The 20696-nt window shown below is 53.9% G+C and carries 18 protein-coding genes and 1 riboswitch; of the genes, 10 read left to right on the top strand and 8 right to left on the bottom strand.

Features of this window, described 5'->3' with window-relative positions:
• Positions 1–44: 44 nt before the first annotated feature.
• Positions 45–153: riboswitch (TPP riboswitch) on the bottom strand.
• Between the two features lie 98 nt (positions 154–251).
• The 5 genes from FH974_RS13905 to leuA all read right to left on the bottom strand — a co-directional run bounded on the left by FH974_RS13905 (position 252) and on the right by leuA (position 6057).
• The gene (locus FH974_RS13905; protein WP_047883694.1) at positions 252–1031 is read right to left on the bottom strand and encodes a DUF547 domain-containing protein; all 780 of its coding nucleotides are present in this window, start codon (positions 1029–1031) and stop codon (positions 252–254) included.
• Between the two features lie 277 nt (positions 1032–1308).
• Positions 1309–1911: a 3-isopropylmalate dehydratase small subunit gene (gene leuD, locus FH974_RS13900; RefSeq protein WP_047883695.1), complete on the bottom strand. Its 603-nt coding sequence runs from the start codon at positions 1909–1911 to the stop codon at positions 1309–1311.
• Positions 1912–1929: 18 nt separating this feature from the next.
• Entirely contained in the window at positions 1930–3378 is a 1449-nt protein-coding gene (leuC, locus tag FH974_RS13895) for a 3-isopropylmalate dehydratase large subunit (RefSeq protein ID WP_047883696.1), read from the bottom strand.
• Between the two features lie 37 nt (positions 3379–3415).
• On the bottom strand, positions 3416–4504 hold the full coding sequence (gene leuB, locus FH974_RS13890) for a 3-isopropylmalate dehydrogenase (RefSeq protein ID WP_047883697.1): 1089 nt from the start codon (positions 4502–4504) through the stop codon (positions 3416–3418).
• A gap of 2 nt (positions 4505–4506) precedes the next feature.
• Positions 4507–6057 carry a 2-isopropylmalate synthase gene (gene leuA / locus FH974_RS13885; RefSeq protein ID WP_047883698.1) on the bottom strand — a complete coding sequence of 517 codons (1551 nt, stop codon included), beginning with the start codon at positions 6055–6057 and terminating at the stop codon, positions 4507–4509.
• 518 nt (positions 6058–6575) lie between these two features.
• Here leuA and FH974_RS13880 point away from each other — a divergent pair.
• The 8 genes from FH974_RS13880 to FH974_RS26340 all read left to right on the top strand — a co-directional run bounded on the left by FH974_RS13880 (position 6576) and on the right by FH974_RS26340 (position 14784).
• A complete protein-coding gene (locus FH974_RS13880; RefSeq protein ID WP_047883699.1) occupies positions 6576–7079 on the top strand; it encodes a phosphatase PAP2 family protein in 504 nt (167 codons plus the stop codon).
• A 10-nt stretch (positions 7080–7089) separates the two neighbouring features.
• Positions 7090–8199 carry an MJ1255/VC2487 family glycosyltransferase gene (locus FH974_RS13875; protein WP_047883700.1) on the top strand — a complete coding sequence of 370 codons (1110 nt, stop codon included), beginning with the start codon at positions 7090–7092 and terminating at the stop codon, positions 8197–8199.
• Between the two features lie 209 nt (positions 8200–8408).
• Positions 8409–8645, top strand: a complete 237-nt coding sequence (locus tag FH974_RS13870) for a hypothetical protein (protein WP_207103358.1) — start codon at positions 8409–8411, stop codon at positions 8643–8645.
• 8 nt (positions 8646–8653) lie between these two features.
• A complete protein-coding gene (gene leuO / locus FH974_RS13865) occupies positions 8654–9610 on the top strand; it encodes a transcriptional regulator LeuO (protein WP_047883702.1) in 957 nt (318 codons plus the stop codon).
• Positions 9611–9871: 261 nt separating this feature from the next.
• A complete protein-coding gene (locus tag FH974_RS13860; protein ID WP_047883703.1) occupies positions 9872–11710 on the top strand; it encodes an AMP-dependent synthetase/ligase in 1839 nt (612 codons plus the stop codon).
• Between the two features lie 552 nt (positions 11711–12262).
• On the top strand, positions 12263–13981 hold the full coding sequence (locus FH974_RS13855; RefSeq protein ID WP_047883704.1) for an acetolactate synthase 3 large subunit: 1719 nt from the start codon (positions 12263–12265) through the stop codon (positions 13979–13981).
• Positions 13981–14478, top strand: coding sequence for an acetolactate synthase small subunit (ilvN, locus tag FH974_RS13850; RefSeq protein WP_047883705.1), 498 nt, complete (start codon positions 13981–13983; stop codon positions 14476–14478). The genes FH974_RS13855 and ilvN overlap by 1 nt, the downstream gene beginning before the upstream one ends.
• Before the next feature lie 177 nt (positions 14479–14655).
• A complete protein-coding gene (locus tag FH974_RS26340; RefSeq protein ID WP_047883706.1) occupies positions 14656–14784 on the top strand; it encodes a hypothetical protein in 129 nt (42 codons plus the stop codon).
• An 8-nt stretch (positions 14785–14792) separates the two neighbouring features.
• Here FH974_RS26340 and FH974_RS13845 read toward each other — a convergent pair whose 3' ends face one another.
• Together FH974_RS13845 and pykF are read right to left on the bottom strand one after the other, a co-directional pair.
• Positions 14793–15416 (bottom strand): GntR family transcriptional regulator, encoded by a 624-nt coding sequence (locus FH974_RS13845; protein WP_047883707.1) that lies wholly within the window; start codon positions 15414–15416, stop codon positions 14793–14795.
• Positions 15417–15772: 356 nt separating this feature from the next.
• Positions 15773–17185 (bottom strand): pyruvate kinase PykF, encoded by a 1413-nt coding sequence (gene pykF, locus FH974_RS13840; RefSeq protein ID WP_047883708.1) that lies wholly within the window; start codon positions 17183–17185, stop codon positions 15773–15775.
• A 665-nt stretch (positions 17186–17850) separates the two neighbouring features.
• On the opposite strand from pykF, the gene FH974_RS13835 reads away from it, so the two are divergent.
• The gene (locus FH974_RS13835) at positions 17851–18993 is read left to right on the top strand and encodes a helix-turn-helix domain-containing protein (RefSeq protein WP_047883709.1); all 1143 of its coding nucleotides are present in this window, start codon (positions 17851–17853) and stop codon (positions 18991–18993) included.
• A gap of 5 nt (positions 18994–18998) precedes the next feature.
• On the opposite strand, the gene FH974_RS13830 is transcribed toward FH974_RS13835, so the two are convergent.
• A complete protein-coding gene (locus tag FH974_RS13830) occupies positions 18999–19853 on the bottom strand; it encodes an alpha/beta hydrolase family protein (protein ID WP_242551836.1) in 855 nt (284 codons plus the stop codon).
• On the opposite strand from FH974_RS13830, the gene FH974_RS26215 reads away from it, so the two are divergent.
• Positions 19845–19988 carry a hypothetical protein gene (locus tag FH974_RS26215; RefSeq protein ID WP_242551835.1) on the top strand — a complete coding sequence of 48 codons (144 nt, stop codon included), beginning with the start codon at positions 19845–19847 and terminating at the stop codon, positions 19986–19988. The two genes, FH974_RS13830 and FH974_RS26215, sit on opposite strands and share 9 nt — an antisense overlap.
• The last annotated feature ends 708 nt before the right edge of the window (positions 19989–20696 follow it).

The raw sequence follows: 20696 nt of genomic DNA, 5'->3' as shown, positions 1-20696 counted from the left end.
GCACAGGGTTGAGAGCTGGCAGCCTCATGCTGCCGTGATAAGGCAAACTATCGGGGTCTCAATTCCTACGCCAGTGCTAACTGGATCAGGTTCTGTGGGTTTTGCTGCCGCAATCTCAGTCCGGAACGGTGCCAGACACCCCATGAGAACAAGGCGCTATTGTAATCTGCGCTGCGCCCGGTTGCTACCCCTGATACTGCTGGGAGCCTCCGCTCACTCGCCGCGGTTGCCGCGAGGGGCATAAGAGGGCCTCAGCGGGCTTCGTTCAGCGCCCAGTTGTAGTCATAGCGAACGTGATTGAGTTGCACCGGTTGTTGGCGGTATTGATTGAGGTGTGCCTGCAGCTGGCTCAGATTGCCGAAATCGCTGGCGTACCAGTCATAAATTGAGGACAGGCGCACCTTATCCTGTTCAACTGCCACGCCCTTGCGACTGTTGATAAAACGCTTGGCGGATTGTTCCAGCAGCGCGTCATGGTTGGCGGCGGTGAAGGCTTGCGGCTGGAGATCCGGGCAGCCCAGACTGGCGCAGTTGACCACGTAATGAATGCGTGGATCGCGCCAGATAGGGCGCAGGATCCGGTGCTCAATGTCATTGAGGGTCAGCTTTTGACCGGCAATGGTAATCAGCGTCTCGTCCCACGGTCCGAAGCTGAACAAGCCGCCCAGCTTGGTGATGGAAGAGACCGGGTAGTTATCCAGAATCAGCTTCACGGTCATGGCGTTATAGAGATTGACCCAGTAGGCGAACTGCTCATTCCGGTTCAGCCGACGGGGATCCTGCCCTGCCAAATCACGCAGGTAGTGGCCCAGTTCATAGCGATCGGTATCGTTGACCTGACGGTAGCGGAACAGGGTTTGTTGGGGGGAAACCACCAGATACTTATCCAACAGTTGCTGCCAGCGGCTGTGGTCGATGGCGGTGCTGCTGGTGGGTTGGCTGGCCTGCCAGTACGGCCAGAGGTCGGCTTTGGGGGCGGCCATACTGCCGTTCGACAGCAGGAGCAGGGCTAAGGCAATGAGCAAACGCATGGGATGTCCTTGTATACAGATGTGACGTGATCAAGTGTAGATGACCGGCGAATCGCTGATATCTTTCCACGTTCCCGACGTTTTTCCACTGTTCCTGTTCTTGTTCTTGTTTGTGTTGTCTGTTTGTACGCTCTGTTTGCGTATGGCTGTTCAGGGCTCGAACGTTGTGGCATGCCCGCTCCCTGGTGATACCGGCTGACACCGCGAACAGGGGCCGGAACGAAACAGCCCCGAGCAAGCTCGGGGCTGATGAGGCGGTGTGTGATGTTCCTGAAGGTTACGCCAGGAAGGCCGGAATTCGGCTTTCATACTCGGCGATCTTGTCTTCGTGCTGCAGCGTCAGGCCGATATTATCCAGGCCGTTCAGCAGGCAGTGACGGCGGAACTCGTCAATCTCAAAGTGATATTGTTTGCCGTTCGCGCTGACGGTCATGGTTTCCAGATCCACTGTGATTTCTGCCCCTTCGGTCGCAGCCACAAACTGGAACAGTTCGTCGACTTCTGCTTCGCTCAGGCGAACCGGTACCATCTGGTTGTTGATCGAGTTACCGTAGAAAATGTCAGCAAAGCTCGGTGCAATCATCACTTTGATGCCGTAATCGGCCAGCGCCCACGGGGCGTGCTCACGGGATGAACCGCACCCGAAGTTTTCCCGCGCCAGCAGAATGCTGGCACCCTGATAGCGCGGCGCGTTCATGACAAAGCCCGGGTTCGGCTGTTCACCGGCATCATCCAGAAAACGCCAGTCATGAAACAGGTGCTTGCCGAAACCGGTACGGGTGACTTTCTGCAAAAACTGCTTCGGGATAATGGCATCGGTATCCACGTTGGCAGCATCCAGAGGAACTACCAGGCCGGTATGTTGTTTAAATCCTGTCATTACTTTCGTTCCTTCTGATTATACTGTCGCAGCTTCTGGTTCCAGTTCGCGGATATCGACAAAGTGGCCGGCACACGCCGCGGCGGCAGCCATGGCCGGGCTGACCAGGTGCGTGCGGCCATCACGGCCCTGACGGCCTTCGAAGTTACGGTTGCTGGTGGATGCGCAGCGCTCTCCCGGGCCCAGGCGGTCGTTGTTCATCGCCAGACACATCGAGCAGCCCGGCAGACGCCATTCAAAACCGGCTTCAATAAAGATCTTATCCAGCCCTTCTTGCTCGGCCTGCGCTTTCACCTGCTCTGAACCCGGTACCACCAGGGCCTGAACGTTCGGGGCGACTTTACGGCCTTTAGCAATGGCCGCGGCAGCGCGCATGTCTTCAATGCGTGAGTTGGTGCATGAACCGATAAAGACTTTGTCGATTGAAAAATCAGACAGCTTTTTGCCGGCTTCCAGCCCCATGTAGGCCAGTGCTTTTTCCGCGGAGGCTTTTTCAACCGGGTCGCTGAAGTCAGCCGGAGACGGAATTGGCTCGTCCACGGCAATTACCTGGCCCGGGTTGGTTCCCCAGGTGATCTGCGGTTTGATGTCTTTGGCATTCAGAGTGACCACGGCGTCGTATGTGGCTTCGGCATCGGTTTTCAGGGTCTGCCAGTAGGTGATTGCAGCATCCCAGTCAGCGCCGGTCGGGGCAAAGTGTCGGCCCTTGACGTAGTCGAACGTGGTCTGGTCTGGCGCGATCAGGCCGGCTTTGGCACCCAGCTCAATCGCCATGTTACATACTGTCATCCGCCCTTCCATCGACAGGTCGGTGATCGCCTCGCCACAGAATTCGACCACATAACCGGTTCCGCCCGCGGCGGTGGTTTTGCCGATGATCGCCAGCACGATATCTTTCGCGGTGATACCCGGTGCCACTTTGCCTTTGACCTCGATTTTCATGGTCTTGGCGCGAGCCTGCTTGAGGGTCTGAGTCGCCAAAACGTGCTCAACTTCGGAGGTGCCGATGCCGAAAGCCAGCGAGCCGAAGGCGCCGTGAGTGGCGGTGTGGGAATCGCCACACACGATGGTCATCCCCGGCAGGGTAATCCCCAGCTCCGGCCCCATCACGTGCACGATACCCTGATATTTGTGGTTGAGGTCGTACAGAGTGACCCCGAACTCTTCACAGTTCTTGGCCAGCGTTTCCATCTGGATCCGGGCCATCTCGCCGGAGGCTTTGATGTCTTTGGTCTGGGTTGAGACGTTATGATCCATGGTGGCAAAGGTTTTGCCGACCTGGCGTACCGGACGGCCTTTTTCGCGCAGGCCGTCAAAGGCCTGCGGTGAGGTGACTTCATGCACCAGGTGACGGTCGATATACAGGATCGGGGTTTCGCCTTCGGCCGCGACGGCGACATGGGCATCGTAAACTTTCTGGTAAAGCGTCCTTGGCGCTTGTGTCTCTGGCGCGTTAGTTGTCGACATTGTGGTTTGCTCCCTGTTTTTATAATGTCCGGGCGATTCAGGCCTGGCGAATATAGTGGGCGATGCGGTCACCCATTTCGCTGGTGCTCAGCGCCGGGCTGTTACCGGCCAGATCGGCGGTCAGCTCGCCGGCTTCCAGCGCCTGTGAAACGGCCTGTTCAATCGCGCGAGCTGCCTGCTCTTCGCCCAGGCTGTAACGCAGCATCAGTGCTGCCGACAGAATTTGTGCTACCGGGTTGGCGATGTTTTTACCGGCAATATCCGGTGCTGAGCCGCCTGCTGGCTCGTACATGCCGAACTTGTCCTGGTTCAGGCTGGCAGAAGGCAGCATCCCCATTGAGCCGGTGATCATGGCGCATTCATCGGAAATGATGTCACCGAAAATGTTGGAGCACAGCATGACGTCAAATTGCGCCGGGTCTTTGATCAGCTGCATGGTCGCGTTGTCGATGTACATGTGGCTCAGGCTCACGTCCGGGTAGTCTTTGGCAATCTCTTCCACCACTTCACGCCACAGAATTGAGCTTTGCAGCACGTTCGCTTTATCAATCGAGCACACTTTTTTGCCGCGCAGCTTGGCTGATTCAAACGCGATCCGGGCAATGCGCTCAATCTCGTAGCGGTGGTAGATCTCAGTATCAAAGGCTTTTTCTTCCGGCCCTGACCCTTCGCGCCCTTTTGGCTGGCCAAAGTAAATGCCGCCGGTCAGCTCGCGCACCACCACGATGTCAAAACCACGCTCGGAAATGTCAGCTCGCAGCGGGGAAAAACGCTCCAGACCCGCATGAATTTGCGCCGGACGCAGGTTGCAAAACAGCTGGAAATGCTTGCGCAGTGGCAGCAACGCGCCGCGCTCCGGCTGATCATTGGGTGGCAGGTGTTCCCATTTCGGGCCGCCGACTGAGCCAAACAAGATCGCGTCTGCCGCTTCACAGCCTTTCAGGGTCGCTTCTGGTAACGGACAGCCGTGGTTGTCGATGGCAATGCCACCGACATCGTATTCTTTGCAATTCAGGGTAAAGCCGAATTTTTCCTGCGCGGCATCCAACACTTTGTGGGCTTGCTGCATGACTTCCGGGCCAATGCCGTCACCCGGTAAAACGGCGATATTGTAAGTACCTGCCATGGTTATACTGTCTCCATATGGGATTTTTGTTTGATTTGTTCGATTTGCTCTGCGCGGTGGATGCTGTTGATCACATGCAGCAATGCCTGACCTGAGGCCTCGACAATGTCGGTAGCCAGGCCGGTACCGTGGTACTTACGGCCTTTGTAGTTGGCAATAATATCGGCCTGGCCCAGGCCATCTTCCCCTTCACCTTTGGCGGTCAGGTCGAATTTATCCAGCACGATCTCGTAGCCGGTCAGGCGGTAAATACATTGGTACAGGGCGTCGACCGGGCCGTTACCGACCGCGGCCTCACATTTTTCTTCATCCCCGCACTGCAGTTTGATACTGGTGGTCGCCATCACGCTGCCGGACTGAACGCTCAGGTAGTTCAGCTTGTAGAAATCGTCTTCTTCACGCAGGTTGGCAAAATACATCAACGCTTCCAGATCGTAGTCGAACACCTGACCCTTGCGGTCTGCCAGTTTCAGGAAGTCGGCGTACAGGGTATCCAGATCGTATTCGTTCTCGTTGTAGCCCATGGTGTCCATGTGGCTTTTCACGGCGGCACGGCCGGAGCGGGATGTCAGGTTCAGCGCCTGGTTTTTCAGGCCGATGGATTCCGGCGTCATGATTTCGTAAGTGTTCTTGTTCTTCAGCATGCCGTCCTGATGGATACCGGACGAGTGGCTGAAGGCATTGGCACCGACAATCGCTTTGTTGGCCTGAATCGGCATGTTGCACAGCTGGCTGACCAGCTTGCTGGTCCGTGAGATCTCGTCATGTTTGATACCGGTATCGACCCCCAGAAACTCGGCGCGGGTCTTGATGATCATCGCAATCTCTTCCAGCGCACAGTTACCGGCCCGTTCACCAATACCGTTAATGGTCCCTTCAACCTGGCGGGCACCTGCCTGCACCGCAGCCATGGAGTTGGCTACTGACATGCCCAGATCGTCGTGACAGTGCACAGAAATCACGGCTTTATCGATATTCGGCACGCGGTTGAATAGCTGAGTGATGATGCCGCCAAATTCGTTAGGCAGGGTATAGCCGACGGTGTCCGGGATGTTCACTGTCGTGGCCCCGGCATTGATGGCTGCTTCCACCATCCGGCACAGGTTATCGATAGGTGTACGGCCAGCATCTTCACAGGAAAACTCGACATCATCAGTGTACTTGCGGGCACGCTTCACTGCTGCGACGCCCATCTCGATGACGTCATCGTAGCTGCGGCGCAGTTTGTCTTGTACGTGGATGGTTGACGTAGAAATAAAGGTATGAATTCGGAAGGCTTCGGCCACTTTCAGGGATTCGGCGGCCACATCAATGTCGTTGGCGACGGCGCGGGACAAGGCGCAGACCCGGCTGTTTTTGATGTGCTTGGCAATGGTCTGCACCGATTCAAAATCACCCGGCGAGGAAACGGGGAACCCGGCCTCAATAACATCGACCCCCAAGCGCTCCAGTGCGTAAGCGATTTGCAGTTTTTCCCTGACCGTCAGACTGGCGGACAACGCCTGTTCGCCGTCACGCAAAGTGGTATCGAAAATGATGACCTGATTGTTCATAGCTGCTTCCTTTTATTGGCCTGCCTGTAATGGCTTGGTCTGCATCCGCTTGCGCCGGCCTCATATACGAAAAACCCGCGCATATTGCGCGGGTTTTGTGAATTCTTAGTGGTGTTGTTTCTCACCCATAAGCTACCCGCGCGAACTGGTCACGATAAGGAGGAGGCTTAGGAGAATTGATGAGAAACGCATTTTCATGTTTGCAATATTATCCGAGTAATTGGTTAACAAATGAATACCAAACAGACAGGCTGAGCGTCAACTACTAATTTCATGTTTATTTTATGTTCAGTTCGATTCAGTGAATAGTTCTGTTTGGTTTGCAAAAACCAGTGGAGTTCACTGGTTTTTGCCGACGCGGATCCGGTCAAACCAGCATAAACCCATCTCCGGGTGCCAAGTGAAAACAACGGGCAACGCGGGCGTGAAGATTGTCATTGAGCTTCCGTCAAAGCGTCACTGCGCTGTCATATCCCTTTCTTACTCTGGTGGCGATTTAATCAGATAAGGATGCGAGGATGACCATACTGACACCCTTACAGCGCCTCGATTATGCCGTTTCATCACGTTGCCTGTGCCACCGCTTTAATGTTCAGGTCGCACAGGTCAGCCGGGCGGTATCACACACCGGGGATGGCCACTTATACCTTCTGTTTGCCTTGCTGGTCTGGCTGCTGGACACTGTCAAAGGCACGGAAGTGGTGCTGATCGGCTTGCAGGCTTTTGCGTTGGAGTTGCCCGTTTACCTTCTTCTGAAAAACAGTTTCAAACGGGCACGCCCAGTTTCCCTGCCAAGTTTTATCAAGCCGTCAGACAAATACAGTCTGCCGTCCGGCCATACTGCGGCCGCGTTTGTGATGGCTTCGCTGATCACCACGTATTACCCGGATACCGCTTGGTTTATCTGGCCCTGGGCGATGGCGATCGGGCTGTCGAGGGTATTGCTGGGCGTACACTATATTACTGATATTGCAGCTGGTGCGGCGCTGGGTCTCCTGTGCTTCCAGCTGGTGAATATGTAGAGGGCTGTGAATGAAGATCCTTTATGGAGTACAGGGGACCGGAAACGGGCACATTTCCCGCGCCAGAGAGATGGCTCGGGCATTTTCTCTGCTGGAGGTTGAGGTGGACTACCTGTTTACCGGCCGCGAGCAGACGCAGTATTTCGACATGGCTGAGTTCGGTGATTACCAGACCCGGGCCGGGCTGACGTTTGTGACGGAAAACGGTCAGCTGAATCAGTGGAAAACCCTGACCCATAATCAGCCGCGTACTTTCCTGCGCGATGTGAACGCGCTGGATTTAACCCGCTATGACCTGGTGCTCAATGACTTTGAGCCGGTCTCGGCCTGGGCCGCGCGCCGGCAAAACGTCCACAGCATTGGCCTGAGTCACCAGAACGCGTTCCTGCAGGATATTCCCAAACAGGGGCAAAGTAGTCTGGATAAGCTGATCACTCGGTTTTTTGCCCCGACGGCGCAGCAAGTGGGTCTGCACTGGTACCACTTTAACCAGTTTATTCTGCCGCCGATCGTGCCGCCCTCGATCCAGCCGATCACCAACGATGGCTCCGTGTTGGTCTACTTGCCGTTTGAGAACCTCAGCGCGGTGCTTGATCTGTTGACCCGTTTTACTCAGGTACATTTTTTCTGTTTTCATCCCGAGGTCGAACAGGACCACGAATACGAAAACGTCAGTCTCCGAAAACTCAACCGCGCGACTTTTCATCATCAGATGCATTGCTGTCACGGTGTGATTGCCAATGGCGGGTTTGAGCTGCCGTCTGAAGCGATCAGCCTTGGCAAAAAGCTGCTGCTTAAGCCGCTGCATGGCCAGTATGAGCAGCAGAGCAATGTGATGACTTTAGAGATCATGGGGCTGGCGCAGTCGATGAGTTATCTGGACCCGTCTGCCTTGCGCGGCTGGCTTGATAGCGAGGGTGCCGGTCGGGTGCACCTGCCGGACGTGGCCATGCTGATTGCCGGCTGGATAGCGGAAGGGGATTGGCACAAAGGCGAAGCACTCTGGCACCGGCTGTGGGAGCAAGTTGAGTTTCCCGAGGTGGTTGAGGAAGCGCTGGTGGAACTCTATTCCCCAAAGGTGCCGAGCCGGCGTAAGCTGTCAATCAGCCCAACCTGCTAGTTGTTTCCGGGTGATGGTTGCCCGGAGTACGTCTTGGCCGTGATGGCTCGAGCGTGATGTGTGAAAGTCCTCGTACAAAGACGTTTGTGAGTCACGGTTGTTAAGTCATTGCTTTAGGTCATGGCGTTAAGTCATGGCTTTTCCTGACCTCATGCTGACCCAACCTCCCTGCCTGTTAAGCCACAATGGTATCAACCCATTGTGGCTTTATGTTATTTACAATCTTTTTAGAATGTTTTAGGTTCTTGTATCTTTATGATATATATGAATTTGTTGTGATTTTTGGCGGCGGTTTGGATGTGCTGACCGATTTGCACGGCATCCTCTATTTATTTCATATATTCATTTGCATGATACTTGCCGTACAGCAGGCGGGGTTCTGGCGTGATACAACAAGTATCGTGCTGTCAGCGCGCCTGTTAGCTCCCGGAACAGGTATTCACTAGAGGCAAAAATGGCACGCAAGAGCGCAACAATTCACTCTGTTGATGGTTACACTATGGAGACCAACTTACGCAGTGTTGATCTGAATCTGCTGACAGTGTTCGACGCTGTGATGCAAGAGCAGAACATCACCCGGGCGGCACACAACCTGGGGATGTCTCAACCCGCGGTCAGTAATGCCGTGGCGCGCCTGAAAGTCATGTTCAATGATGAGCTGTTTATCCGTCATGGTCGCGGGATCCAGCCCACTCAGCGTGCCAAGCAGCTGTTCGGCCCGCTGCGCCAGGCACTGCAGCTGGTGAAAAATGAGTTGCCTGCTTCCGTGTTCTGTCCGCAAACCTCCAACCGCACTTTTAAGCTGGCGATCAGCAGCCCGTCGGATATTCGCTTTGTTCCGGCGATTTTGCGCACCTTGGCTGAGCAGGCTCCAAATGTCCGGGTACAGATAGAAACCGAATCTGATGCGGCGATGGCAGAGAAGATGCAGTACCAGAATATCGATTTTGTGATTGATTATGCGCGCTTCGATGAACCGGGTATGTGCAGCACGGCACTGTTTCATGATGAGCTGGTGGTTGTCGCCGCCGGTAATCATCCGCGTCTGGGGGATACCCTTTCCACTGCAGAATTTGAAGCGGAAAAACATGCAGTGCTGAAGACCGTACCGGGCGTGAAACCTTTTGCCGAAACGGTTTATCACGAGAAAAGTCACTACGCGCCTGCCTATCAGGGAACCAGTCTGAGCAACGTGCTGTATGTGACCAGTCAGTCTGAGCTGATTGCCGTGGTACCTCGCTGGCTGGCAACGGCTGCGGCCCAGCAGCAATCCCTGAAAATCCTGCCGCTGCCGTTTGAATCCGGCGCGGTCAGCGGTTACCTGAGCTGGCACGAATCTTCGCAAAAAGACAAAGGCCATCTCTGGATGCGGGATCAGCTGCTGGCAATCTGTGGTTCCGGTGAGTACTGAGCCGGCGCGCACTCTGTGATTCAAGGTTAAGCCAGCTTTTGTGCTGGCTTTTTTACGTCTGTTGCCGCCCGTGGCGGTCTGCCACATTGCTGACGCAACCCTGTGATATCCTGAATAATCCGTACATGATGTGAGCAAAGTTATTCTGGTCATACCAGAATAATGATGGTTTTGTGATTTCGCAGAGTTGCCTTTTTCAGTGTCGCAGGTAGACTCCCTTGCACGATAGCTTACAGGTGTAAGCTTAACGGTAGAGTAGTTATGGCAAAACGAGAGTATCACATCGTCAACCGCATTCGTTCCCAGATCTCCCGTCTGGGGGAGCGGACGGCATTGCGCCACCGGGTCGATGGCCAGTGGCTGTCTGTCAGCTGGACGGAGTTCGGTGAGCAAATTCATCAGTTAGCGTTGGCGATGCTGACGCGCGGTCTGAACGTGCAGGATAAAGTCGGCATCTTCTCCAATAACATGCCTCGCTGGAGCGTGGCGGACTTTGCCACCTTGTACAACCGCGCTGTGACCGTGCCTATCTACCCGACCAATACCCCGCAGCAGGCTGCCTATATCGTCAATGATGCCGGTATCCGGATGTTGTTTGTCGGCGAGCAGGCGCAGCTGGACGCAGCCCTGGAGCTGGCGGAAGAATGCCCGGGGCTGGAACACATCATCGTGATGTCACCAGCGGCAACTTTGCCGGATCACCCGAAAGTGATCAGCTATGACGCGTTTGTCGCGTTGAGCGGGGTCAGTACAGAGTCCGAAGGGGATGCGAAGGCCGAACTGGCCCGTCGTCTGGATGAAACCACCATGGATGACCTGCTGACCCTGATTTACACCTCTGGGACCACAGGAACGCCCAAAGGGGTAATGCTGGATTATGCCAACATTGCCTCACAGATCGAAGGGCACGATCAGAAGCTGGCGCTGGCTGAAGGCGATGTATCCCTGTGTTTCCTGCCGCTTTCCCACGTGTTCGAGCGGGCATGGACTTTCTATGTCCTGCACCGTGGCGGTGTGAACTGCTACTTGTCGGATACCAATCTGCTGAAAGACGCGCTGGCGGAAGTGAAGCCGAATGTGATGTCAGCGGTGCCGCGGGTGTACGAAAAAATTTATTCCGGGGTGCACGACAAGGTGGCGCGTGCGCCTGTGCACCGCAAAGTGATGTTTACCTGGGCGGTGAACATGGGTGCCCGCATGGCACTGGCGCGACAGGAGTGTCGTGAGCCGTCCTGGCTGCTCAAGCGCAGTCATGCGCTGGCCGACAAGCTGGTGTTGTCCAAGCTGCGTGCCTTGTTAGGCGGTAACATCAAGTTCATGCCGTGCGGTGGAGCCAAACTGGATGAAAGTATCGGCCGGTTTTTCCACGCTATCGGGATCAACGTCAAGCTGGGCTATGGCATGACGGAAACAACCGCGACCGTTTCCTGCTGGGATGATAAGTGCTTCAATCCTGACTCCATCGGGATGCCGATGCCGGGCGCGGAAGTAAAAATCGGTGCCAATAACGAGATTCTGGTACGCGGGCCGATGGTCATGCGGGGCTACTACAACATGCCAGAAGAAACGGCAGCCAACTTCACCAATGATGGGTTCCTGAAAACCGGGGATGCCGGCCATATTGATCAAGATGGCAACCTGTTTATTACCGATCGCATCAAAGAGTTAATGAAAACCTCCGGCGGGAAATACATCGCGCCGCAGGTGATTGAAGGTGCCATCGGCAAAGATCATTTTATTGAGCAGATTGCGGTGATTGCCGATACCCGCAAGTTTGTCTCCGCGCTGATCGTCCCGTGTTTTGAAACCCTGGAAGAACATGCGCGCGAGCTGAACATCAAGTACAAAGACCGTCTTGAGCTGATCAAGCACACCCAGATCGTGGAACTGATTGAGAAGCGCCTGGGCGAACTGCAAAAGGATCTGGCGCGTTTCGAGCAGGTGAAGAAGTTCACCCTGCTGCCGCGTGCGTTCTCGATGGATCACGGTGAGCTGACCCCGACTCAGAAACTGCGTCGCAAGGTTATCCTCGACCGTTACCATGAGGAAATTGAGCGCATGTATGAAGAAAGCCATAAGGCCGCCCGCTCCCGCAAGTGATTCGGGCAGGGCGGTGAGACAGCCTGAAAACGGAAAACAAAAGGGAAGCGCAAGCTTCCCTTTTTGCTATGTAAGTCACGCACACTGTTGCAAAGGTAAAGTGAGATGCTCTGCAAATTGGAATCTTCATGGTGGAAGATGTTATACGCGGAGGGGATGAAATCATGATTGTGGTGGTTTTTTATCCATTTTAGAGGAATCTTGTTAACTGCCGCCGGGCGATAGACTTGATTGATAAAAAAACGTTACATTGATTAACGCTTACTGTAACGGGTTATGACCCGCTACAGGCAACATAGCGTGAACACACATGATTGGATTCATTCTTAGGCTAAAAATAAGCCCTAACTATGTGATATCAGCCTGTATAGCTAATTGAGGCAGAAGCCTGTAATAAGGTCTGCCGTCTACTTGGCTCAGTGACTGTACTACCCATGCTGCGTGTGTTGCCCGTCTGCCCTCCAGTCAGATTGGCAATACCTCAGGCCACAGTCACCGCAGTTACGTTGAATTAGCTATACGGGATGGTATACAAGACCTGGAGGCAGAAATATGGAAATGTTGTCCGGCGCTGAGATGATCGTCCGCTCGATGATCGATCAAGGCGTAAAACATATCTTCGGATACCCTGGCGGTTCGGTACTGGATATTTACGATGCGCTGCATGAGAAAAGCGATATCGAACACGTCCTCGTCCGTCACGAACAAGCAGCTGTGCACATGGCAGATGGTTATGCCCGTGCCACCGGTGATGTAGGTGTTGTCCTGGTGACCTCGGGTCCGGGAGCAACCAATGCGATTACCGGCATAGCGACCGCTTACATGGACTCCATTCCGCTCGTCATCCTCTCTGGCCAGGTTATGAGTAACCTGATTGGCAATGATGCATTCCAGGAATGCGACATGGTCGGTATCTCCCGCCCGGTGGTTAAACACAGTTTTCTGGTGACCAAGCCGGAGCAGATCCCTGAAATCATCAAAAAAGCCTTTTACATCGCATCCAGTGGTCGTCCCGGGCCGGTGGTGATCGACATTCCGAAAGACATGCTGAACCCGGCTGAAAAGTACGCCTACCAGTATCCGGAAGCGATCGCTATGCGTTCGTATAACCCGACAACCAATGGTCATAAAGGGCAGATCAAGCGTGGCCTGAAAGCGCTGCTGACGGCGAAAAAGCCGGTGTTGTATGTGGGGGGCGGCGCTATTATGTCTGCCTGCCACGAGCAGTTGCTGAACCTGGCGGAGCGGCTGAAGCTGCCGGTCGTCAGCACCCTGATGGGGCTGGGCGCTTTCCCGGGCGATCACCACCACAGTCTGGGGATGCTGGGCATGCACGGCACCTATGAAGCCAACATGACCATGCATAACTCGGATCTGATCTTTGCGGTCGGTGTCCGGTTTGATGATCGCACCACCAACAACGTAGCCAAGTACTGCCCGGATGCGACGGTACTGCATATCGATATCGATCCGTCTTCAATCTCCAAGACAATAGCCGCGGACATCCCGATTGTTGGCTCGGCTGAAACGGTACTGAATACTATGCTGAAAATGCTGGATGATCAGGACGGCCACAATGATGCCGATGCGCTGGACAGCTGGTGGAGTGAAATTGAATCCTGGCGTGCCCGCAAATGCCTGAGCTATGCCTCGGATAACGAGCGCATCAAGCCACAGCAGGTAATTGAGTCGCTGTACCGCCTGACCGATGGCGACGCGTATGTTGCCTCTGATGTCGGCCAGCACCAAATGTTTGCAGCATTGTATTACCCGTTCAACAAGCCGCGTCGCTGGATTAACTCCGGAGGCCTGGGCACCATGGGCTTTGGCCTGCCAGCCGCGATGGGCGTCAAGTTTGCCCTGCCGGATGCCGAAGTGGTATGTGTGACTGGTGACGGCAGTATCCAGATGAATATCCAAGAGCTGTCCACCGCGCTGCAATATGACATCCCGGTTAAGATTATCAACCTCAACAACCGTTTCCTGGGGATGGTGAAGCAGTGGCAGGACATGATTTACCAGGGGCGCCACTCCCACTCCTACATGGATTCGGTACCGGACTTTGCTGCCATTGCGGAAGCGTATGGCCACGTCGGGATCCGAATTTCGGATCCGGCGAAGCTGGACAGTGAACTGGAGCGTGCGCTGGCGATGAAAGATCGTCTGGTGTTTATTGATATCAGTGTGGATGAAACTGAGCACGTGTACCCGATGCTGATCCGGGGTGGCTCAATGAGTGAAATGTGGCTAAGCAAAACGGAGAGAACCTAATGCGCAGGATTGTATCAGTACTTCTAGAAAATGAACCAGGCGCATTATCCCGGGTAGTTGGCCTGTTTTCTCAGCGTGGTTACAACATTGAGTCACTGACCGTGGCACCGACCGATGATGCGACCCTGTCTCGCCTCAATATCACCACCAATGTTGAGGATGAAGCGGCGCTCGAGCAGATTGAAAAGCAACTGCACAAGCTGATTGATATCCTTAAGGTCAGCAATGTGACTGAAAGTGATCATGTTGAACGTGAACTGATGTTAGTGAAGGTGAAAGCCTCCGGCTTTGCCCGCGCGGAAGTTAAGCGCACGGCAGATATTTTCCGCGGTCAGATCGTCGATGTTACCAGCCAGATTTATACCATTCAGCTGGCCGGTACCAGTGAGAAGCTGGACGCCTTTATTGCTGCAGTAGGCGAGGCGACGGACATTGTCGAAGTGGCACGTAGCGGGGTAGTCGGCATGGCTCGTGGTGAAAGAGCCCTGAAAGCCTGAAGTCATTCTAATGCACTAATGCAGTTTTAAAATACAGTTCAGAACATCAACCGGCGCTTCATGCGCCGGTTTTTTTGTCCCGTTTTTGTCTTGCTGCCGAACGGCATTTTTCCGGTATTAGACTAAAGTCTAATAGATGGTCGAACTCGCCCGTAGGAAAGATGTGGGGGACAGACAATGAACGCAAAGTTTCTGCCACGGTTAACCGTGCTGAGCCTGCTATTGCTCGGCTTTAATATCAATGCCATTTATTTTCTGCTGGCAGTCCTGTTGCTCAATACCCACCACAAAGAAATATTCTGGTAGCCAGTCGGCTACAGGTAGCGCTTAATCATGTCGATCGCCCGTTGAGAATGGGTATTTAGCAAGCTCAGGGCCTGCTGGCTGTTACGTCCCAGCACGGCATTCATGATGGCCTCATGTTCCCCATTTTCATGGTAGCGCTCTTCGTATTGACGGTGGCGGTTGACCCAGATGTGGCGATAGCGTTCCACCTGCTCATACACCTGACGGTGAAGCGCCAGCAAACTGGGTGAGCGGCTGCCAGCCAGCAATGCCTGATGAAATTCGCCGTGACGCTGTTCCCATTCGGTAAAGTCGGATTTCGGATCCGCCGGATTGAGGCGTTTGAGTTTGTGGTAGCTAGTCAGTACGTTCAACTCCCAAGCCTCATCACCATATTTGATGGCTCGCTGAAGCAAAATTCTGGACAGCTCCAGACTGGTATCAAACAGATCCTCCAGTTCACTGGCTGAGACCGGTGCCACCCAGCAACCTTTCTGCGGCGCGAAATGCACGTATTTATGCCAGGACAACTGCACCAGGGCTTCACGAATCGGAGAGGCGCCAACGTTATAACGGGCTTTCAGGTCAGCCACAACCAGCTTATGGCCGGGAGGCAGATCGCCGGTCAAAATATCCTGACGGATAAGCGTCATGACTTTATCGGAAAGGGTTGGGCTGGGCACGGTACTCCTCACTCAGTTACGGCAGTGTCTTTTAATATTCTTAAAGGGGATGAATTGCGCGTTGAGTATACTGAGAGTGAAAGTTTACCGCGATTGTTCGATGTCAGAAGTGTGAGTCATTACCACGCTTTCTCTGTGGCTAGAGAGATGAATCCCTTGCCTTTTTGAGTAGGTATTGGCTTGGCTGGGGAAAAGGGTGGCGGGAAGAGTGCTCCCTGACCAACCGCGTATGACGGGACAAGCCCAAGTCACAGGAGCGATAATTAACGGATAAAAAAACGGGAACCCAGAGGCTCCCGTTTGAAACGATATGTGGTAATCGCAGATTACAGTACGTGTACTGATGCGGTGTTAGTGGTACCCGATGGAACCAGTGCACCAGATACCATCACTACGATATCGCCTTTCGCGCCCAGACCCGTTTCCAGCGCCAGCTCTTTACCGCGTGCGTAGAAAGCGTCAGTGCTTTCGATTTCATCAATGATAACCGGCGTAACACCTTTCGTCAGAGTCAGCTGAGCCGCTGTCTTTGGATTGGTGGTCACAGCCAGAATGTTAGCTGTTGGGAAGTATTTGCGAACTGAACGGGCAGATTTACCAGCTTCAGTGGCAACAACGATCAGTGGTGCACCCAGTTTCTCAGACGTGTCTACTGCACCTTTACATACCGCTTCGGTGATACGCAGACGTGAGCTGTCCAGACGAGAACCCAGCTCGGCCTTCAGGGCACCATCGGTACGCTCACAGATTTGCGCCATGATAGTCACAGCTTCGATAGGGTATTTACCTTTTGCTGACTCACCAGACAGCATAACAGCGTCAGTACCGTCCATGATGGCGTTAGCCACGTCACCCGCTTCCGCACGTGTCGGACGAGGGTTCTTGATCATAGAATCCAGCATCTGAGTCGCAGTAATAACGACTTTACGGGCACGGTTACATTTCTCAATCATCATCTTCTGCGCGAAGATAACTTCTTCAACCGGGATTTCTACACCCAGGTCACCACGAGCAACCATGATACCGTCAGAAGCTTCCAGAATAGCGTCGAAGTTGTCTACGCCTTCCTGGTTCTCGATTTTCGAGATGATCTGGATTTTCTCGCCGCCGTTTGCATTCAGCAGCTCACGGATTTCTTTTACATCTTCTGCTTTACGGATGAAAGAAGCCGCAACGAAGTCTACGCCTTGCTCACAACCGAATTTCAGGTCAGCTTTGTCTTTTTCAGCCAGTGCTGGCAGTTTTACAGAAACGCCTGGCAGGTTAACACCTTTGTTTTCACCCAGGTCACCATTGTTCAGGACTTTACACTTCACTTCAGTGTCTGTGGTTTCCAACACTTCCATTTCGATCAGGCCGTCGTCAACCAGAACGGTATTGCCTTTGTTCAGGTCTTTCGCGAAACCAGGGTAAGTCACGGCAACACGCTCGTGGTTACCTACAACTGACGTATCAGTCGTGAATGTGAACTCCTGGCCAGCGACCAGAGACACGTCTTGACCGTTTTCCAGTTTGGTTGTACGAATTTCAGGACCTTTGGTGTCCAGCAGAATCGCCAGTTGCTTACCTGTTTCTGCCATCACGTCACGCAGGTTCTGGATACGCTGGCCGTGCTCAGCGAAGTCACCGTGCGAGAAGTTCAGACGCATCACGTTCATACCAGCGTTAGCCAGTTTGGTCAGCATTTCTTTTGATTCAGTTTTCGGTCCAATCGTACATACGATCTTGGTCTTTTTCATTGAGGATGGTCTCCGGACGAACTTTTACCCAAGGGAAATTTTAATCACAGTGTTATACCCGAAAATGATGCTCCAATAATGTTGAAAAAAGCCTGCAAAATGAGGCCTTGGTCAAACATTTGTAACTTTCATCCCACAGGTTACGGTGGTAATACAAATAAATGTCAAAAATTTTGCCTTACAAAAGCATCTGCTTGCTTTTGTAAGGCAACACCTTGCTTATGCGGTTTCAGTACCGTTTCAGGTATTACGAAGTGTAAGGCAGTTGCATGACGTTTTCATGGTGACTAGGCATAAATCACCCTGACATACAAGCGCTGTATACTAGCATAGTCCAACTCTTTAATCACCTTGTGATAACGAGCAACTTTTTCCTCTGCTAATAAGCCAGAGGTTGAAATTATCTACATCTTTCACAGATTTTTCTTGTTGTGTATCAATAGTTGGTTTATTTCTGGCCGGAAAACAAAGAAAGGTTAGCTCTTTGTTTCTTCCTGTAAATTCAGTGTTTACACCAGGTGGCGCAATTTTGGATCCGGTCCGTACTTTGGTGCCCGTTTTTCATCTCACTCGACGGTACTGCGGTAGCGCAATCACCTTGGCGGTCGCGAGCCGATTGCTTATGATTGCAACCTGATTGATATCAAGGGAATGATGAGAACGTGATGCCTGCGATCCCGCTGCCTTTTGTGATAGCGCTGCTCCTAATCCTCCTGGCCGCGCAGTTACCCCGTGAGCGGGGAAAGTCGGCTAAGCTAGCCGTCGTCTTTTTGAGTTTCTGTGCCTTAGTGGTCTCCTGCGTCGGGCTGCGCTGGCATTATCAGTGGTCCGCGATGGCGATGATTCAACCCATGTTGGCCGTGACGCTGCCCTCGCTGCTGTGGCTCTGTTTTACCCGAACCCTTGGCTATGCGGCACCTTGGCGGCTGCTCAGCTGGCTGCCGGTGGGGCTGGTGCCGGTGCTGTTGCTTGGGCCGGTCGATTGGCGACTGGGACTGGATGTGTTGATTAGCCTCAGCTATCTCGGTCATGCCGCACTGCTGTTCCGGCTTTCCCACCGCTCGAGCGATGAGTATTCTCAGGTGACGTTCAGCCAGTCCCATACTGTGCCGCGGTTGTGTCTCGGGGCCGGGCTGTTTTTGTTGTTTTCGGTGCTGACCGATCTTGCGATCGCTCTGGATGCTTGGCTGGGACAGGGTCAGTCGCTCATCTGGATCCTGACGATATCGCAATGCCTGGTTGTCACCGGGCTGAGTTATGCTGTGGTAGTTGTCAGCCGGATCAGCGGCGGGGCTGAGCTGCCCGTGACGCAGACACAGGACTCGACGATAGGGACACTTCCATTTTCTAATCCAATCTTAGTCCCGAAGGTGCACGCGGCTGCGTCTGTTTCTGCGCCTGATGAAGGCGTTGAAGACTCGCCAGATGATGCTGCTCGCCATTTGGAGGCTCAAGTAGAGGTGCAAGCTGAGGCGCAAGACGCCCGGGTTATGCAGGCTCTGACGACATTGCTACAGGAGCAGGCTCTCTATCTGGACCCGAATCTGACGCTGGCTGTGCTGGCCCGAAAAACCGGGGTCCCGAACCGGCAGTTGTCTGCCGCAGTGAACCGACAAACCGGGCTCAATGTCTCGCAGCTGATTAATCAGTACCGCATTGAAAAAGCCCGGCAATTGCTGAAAGAGACGGATTTCAGCATTACCGAGATTTACGGTATGGCCGGGTTCAACACCAAATCTAACTTTAACCGTGAATTTTCCCGTATCACGACGATGACGCCGAGCGCCTATCGCCGCTCGACAGATTGAGAGCCTTACAGGTGTCGGGCGAGAAAATCCGTCACATGCCGTGCAATGGCCTGATGTTCACGTGCGCGGGTGGTACCCGGTACGGAATCACACACTTTGCCCTCACCAGGCGCTTCTTCCTCGACAATGGCTTTGCCGCCGGGCTTGCAGCGGCCCATAAAAGTTGAGTGGGTCGCGTTGGCCAGCACCTGGTAATCGGTGAGGCGCGGATCTAAATGCCTGGCCAGATAGCCGGACTCTAGCGCCTGCGGCAGGTTGTGGTTATTGACTCCGGCGGCCAGGAGCAGGGTCGGCACCGTGATGGCTGCCAGGCTCTGCGGCGTGAAGCTGTTGGCAAGGCCCAAATCTAAACTGATGATGGCGGTGACCCGCGGGTCGTGCAGCCCGAGATTCCGGCTTCGCCCTTGTAAGTCGCTATCCTGCGACAGCCCCAATTCCGTGATTAAGCCGCAACCATTACTCAGTCTAGGCTCCCGGCACTGGTGGGCCAGATGGGAACTGCTGACTTGACCACCGGCGAGACTGACCACCGTCCAGCCGCCCTGAGAGTGGCCAATGGCACCGATGCGGCGGGGATCTATATGGCTGCCGTATGCCGGGCTAGCGAGCAGCCAGTCAAGGGTGCGCGAGAGATCCCTCGGGCGTTGCCACCACTGGGCGGCTTGCTCCGGGTCAGTGTCGAACGTTGTGGTGCCTGGGTGATCGGGGGCTGCAACCAAATAGCCTTGTCGGGCAATGGTGGCCGCCAGCCAGTTTAGGTTACGCCAGTTACCCCGGTAACCGTGCGACATCACGATCAGCGGCAGCGGTTTGGAGGCTGAGAGCCGGGCTTCCTTCAGAACCGGAACACCGTGGAACACCGGATTGTCACCCAGCCGGGTGGGCGTGCCGGAATGGCGCTGGGCCGGGTACCAGAGGCTGACGGTCAGTGGCCGCTGGTCATCGTGCAGGCGGATTTGCTGGAAGCCGATGTCGTTTTCTGGGGCTGCGTGTAGCTCGGATGTTTGGACGTGATTTGCTACGCGCGCTTCATTTGACGCCGCAGCAGAACCGCTGATCAGCAGGAGAGCGATCAGGGTGAACCGGAGTTGTTGCATGGGTGACCTCTGAGTTGATGAATGTGAGGTCATTATCCGAATTAATGGGCTTTGAACGACCTGAAACACGATTCAGGACGTCCTGAATTGGGATCTTGGACGGTGGGTTGTCACAGGCGTCGGACGATACTTTACTCCGGCTGTGCAAAGAAAGGAGGGGGTTGTCATTCCACCGGTATCAAATTCCACGGAACGTCCCGATGGCTAAAACGTCTGTGGCGAGGTGAGTGATACCGGCTGAGGTTGTGATGAGCGGTGGAGGAGAACTCTTTCATTTTGCGCACTGATACGTTCAGTACTTTGTTGCGCATTGCCGCGCAATAAACTGAGAGATAGCGTTTTGCACTGGTATCCCAACCGGCTAAAACGAAAAAAGGCTGGTGGATTTCTCCACAAGCCTTCTGGAATGTTGGTGGCCCCTGACAGACTTGAACTGTCGACCAAGCGATTATGAGTCGTATTTTTTGTGTATTTCAGTGAACGCTGATGAACAAGGGTGTGAAGTAATCCCAAATTAATTCAATGGCTTATTTGGGGTTGTTTGTTTTTTGGTGTTTACTGTAATACATGGGAATATCGGCCATTTGCTACATATATGCTACATAT

Source organism: Photobacterium ganghwense (genome assembly GCF_017329545.1).
Lineage (GTDB): Bacteria > Pseudomonadota > Gammaproteobacteria > Enterobacterales > Vibrionaceae > Photobacterium > Photobacterium ganghwense.
The sequence above is the reverse complement of the archived record's forward strand: the minus strand, read 5'-3'. Positions and strand labels throughout refer to the sequence as shown.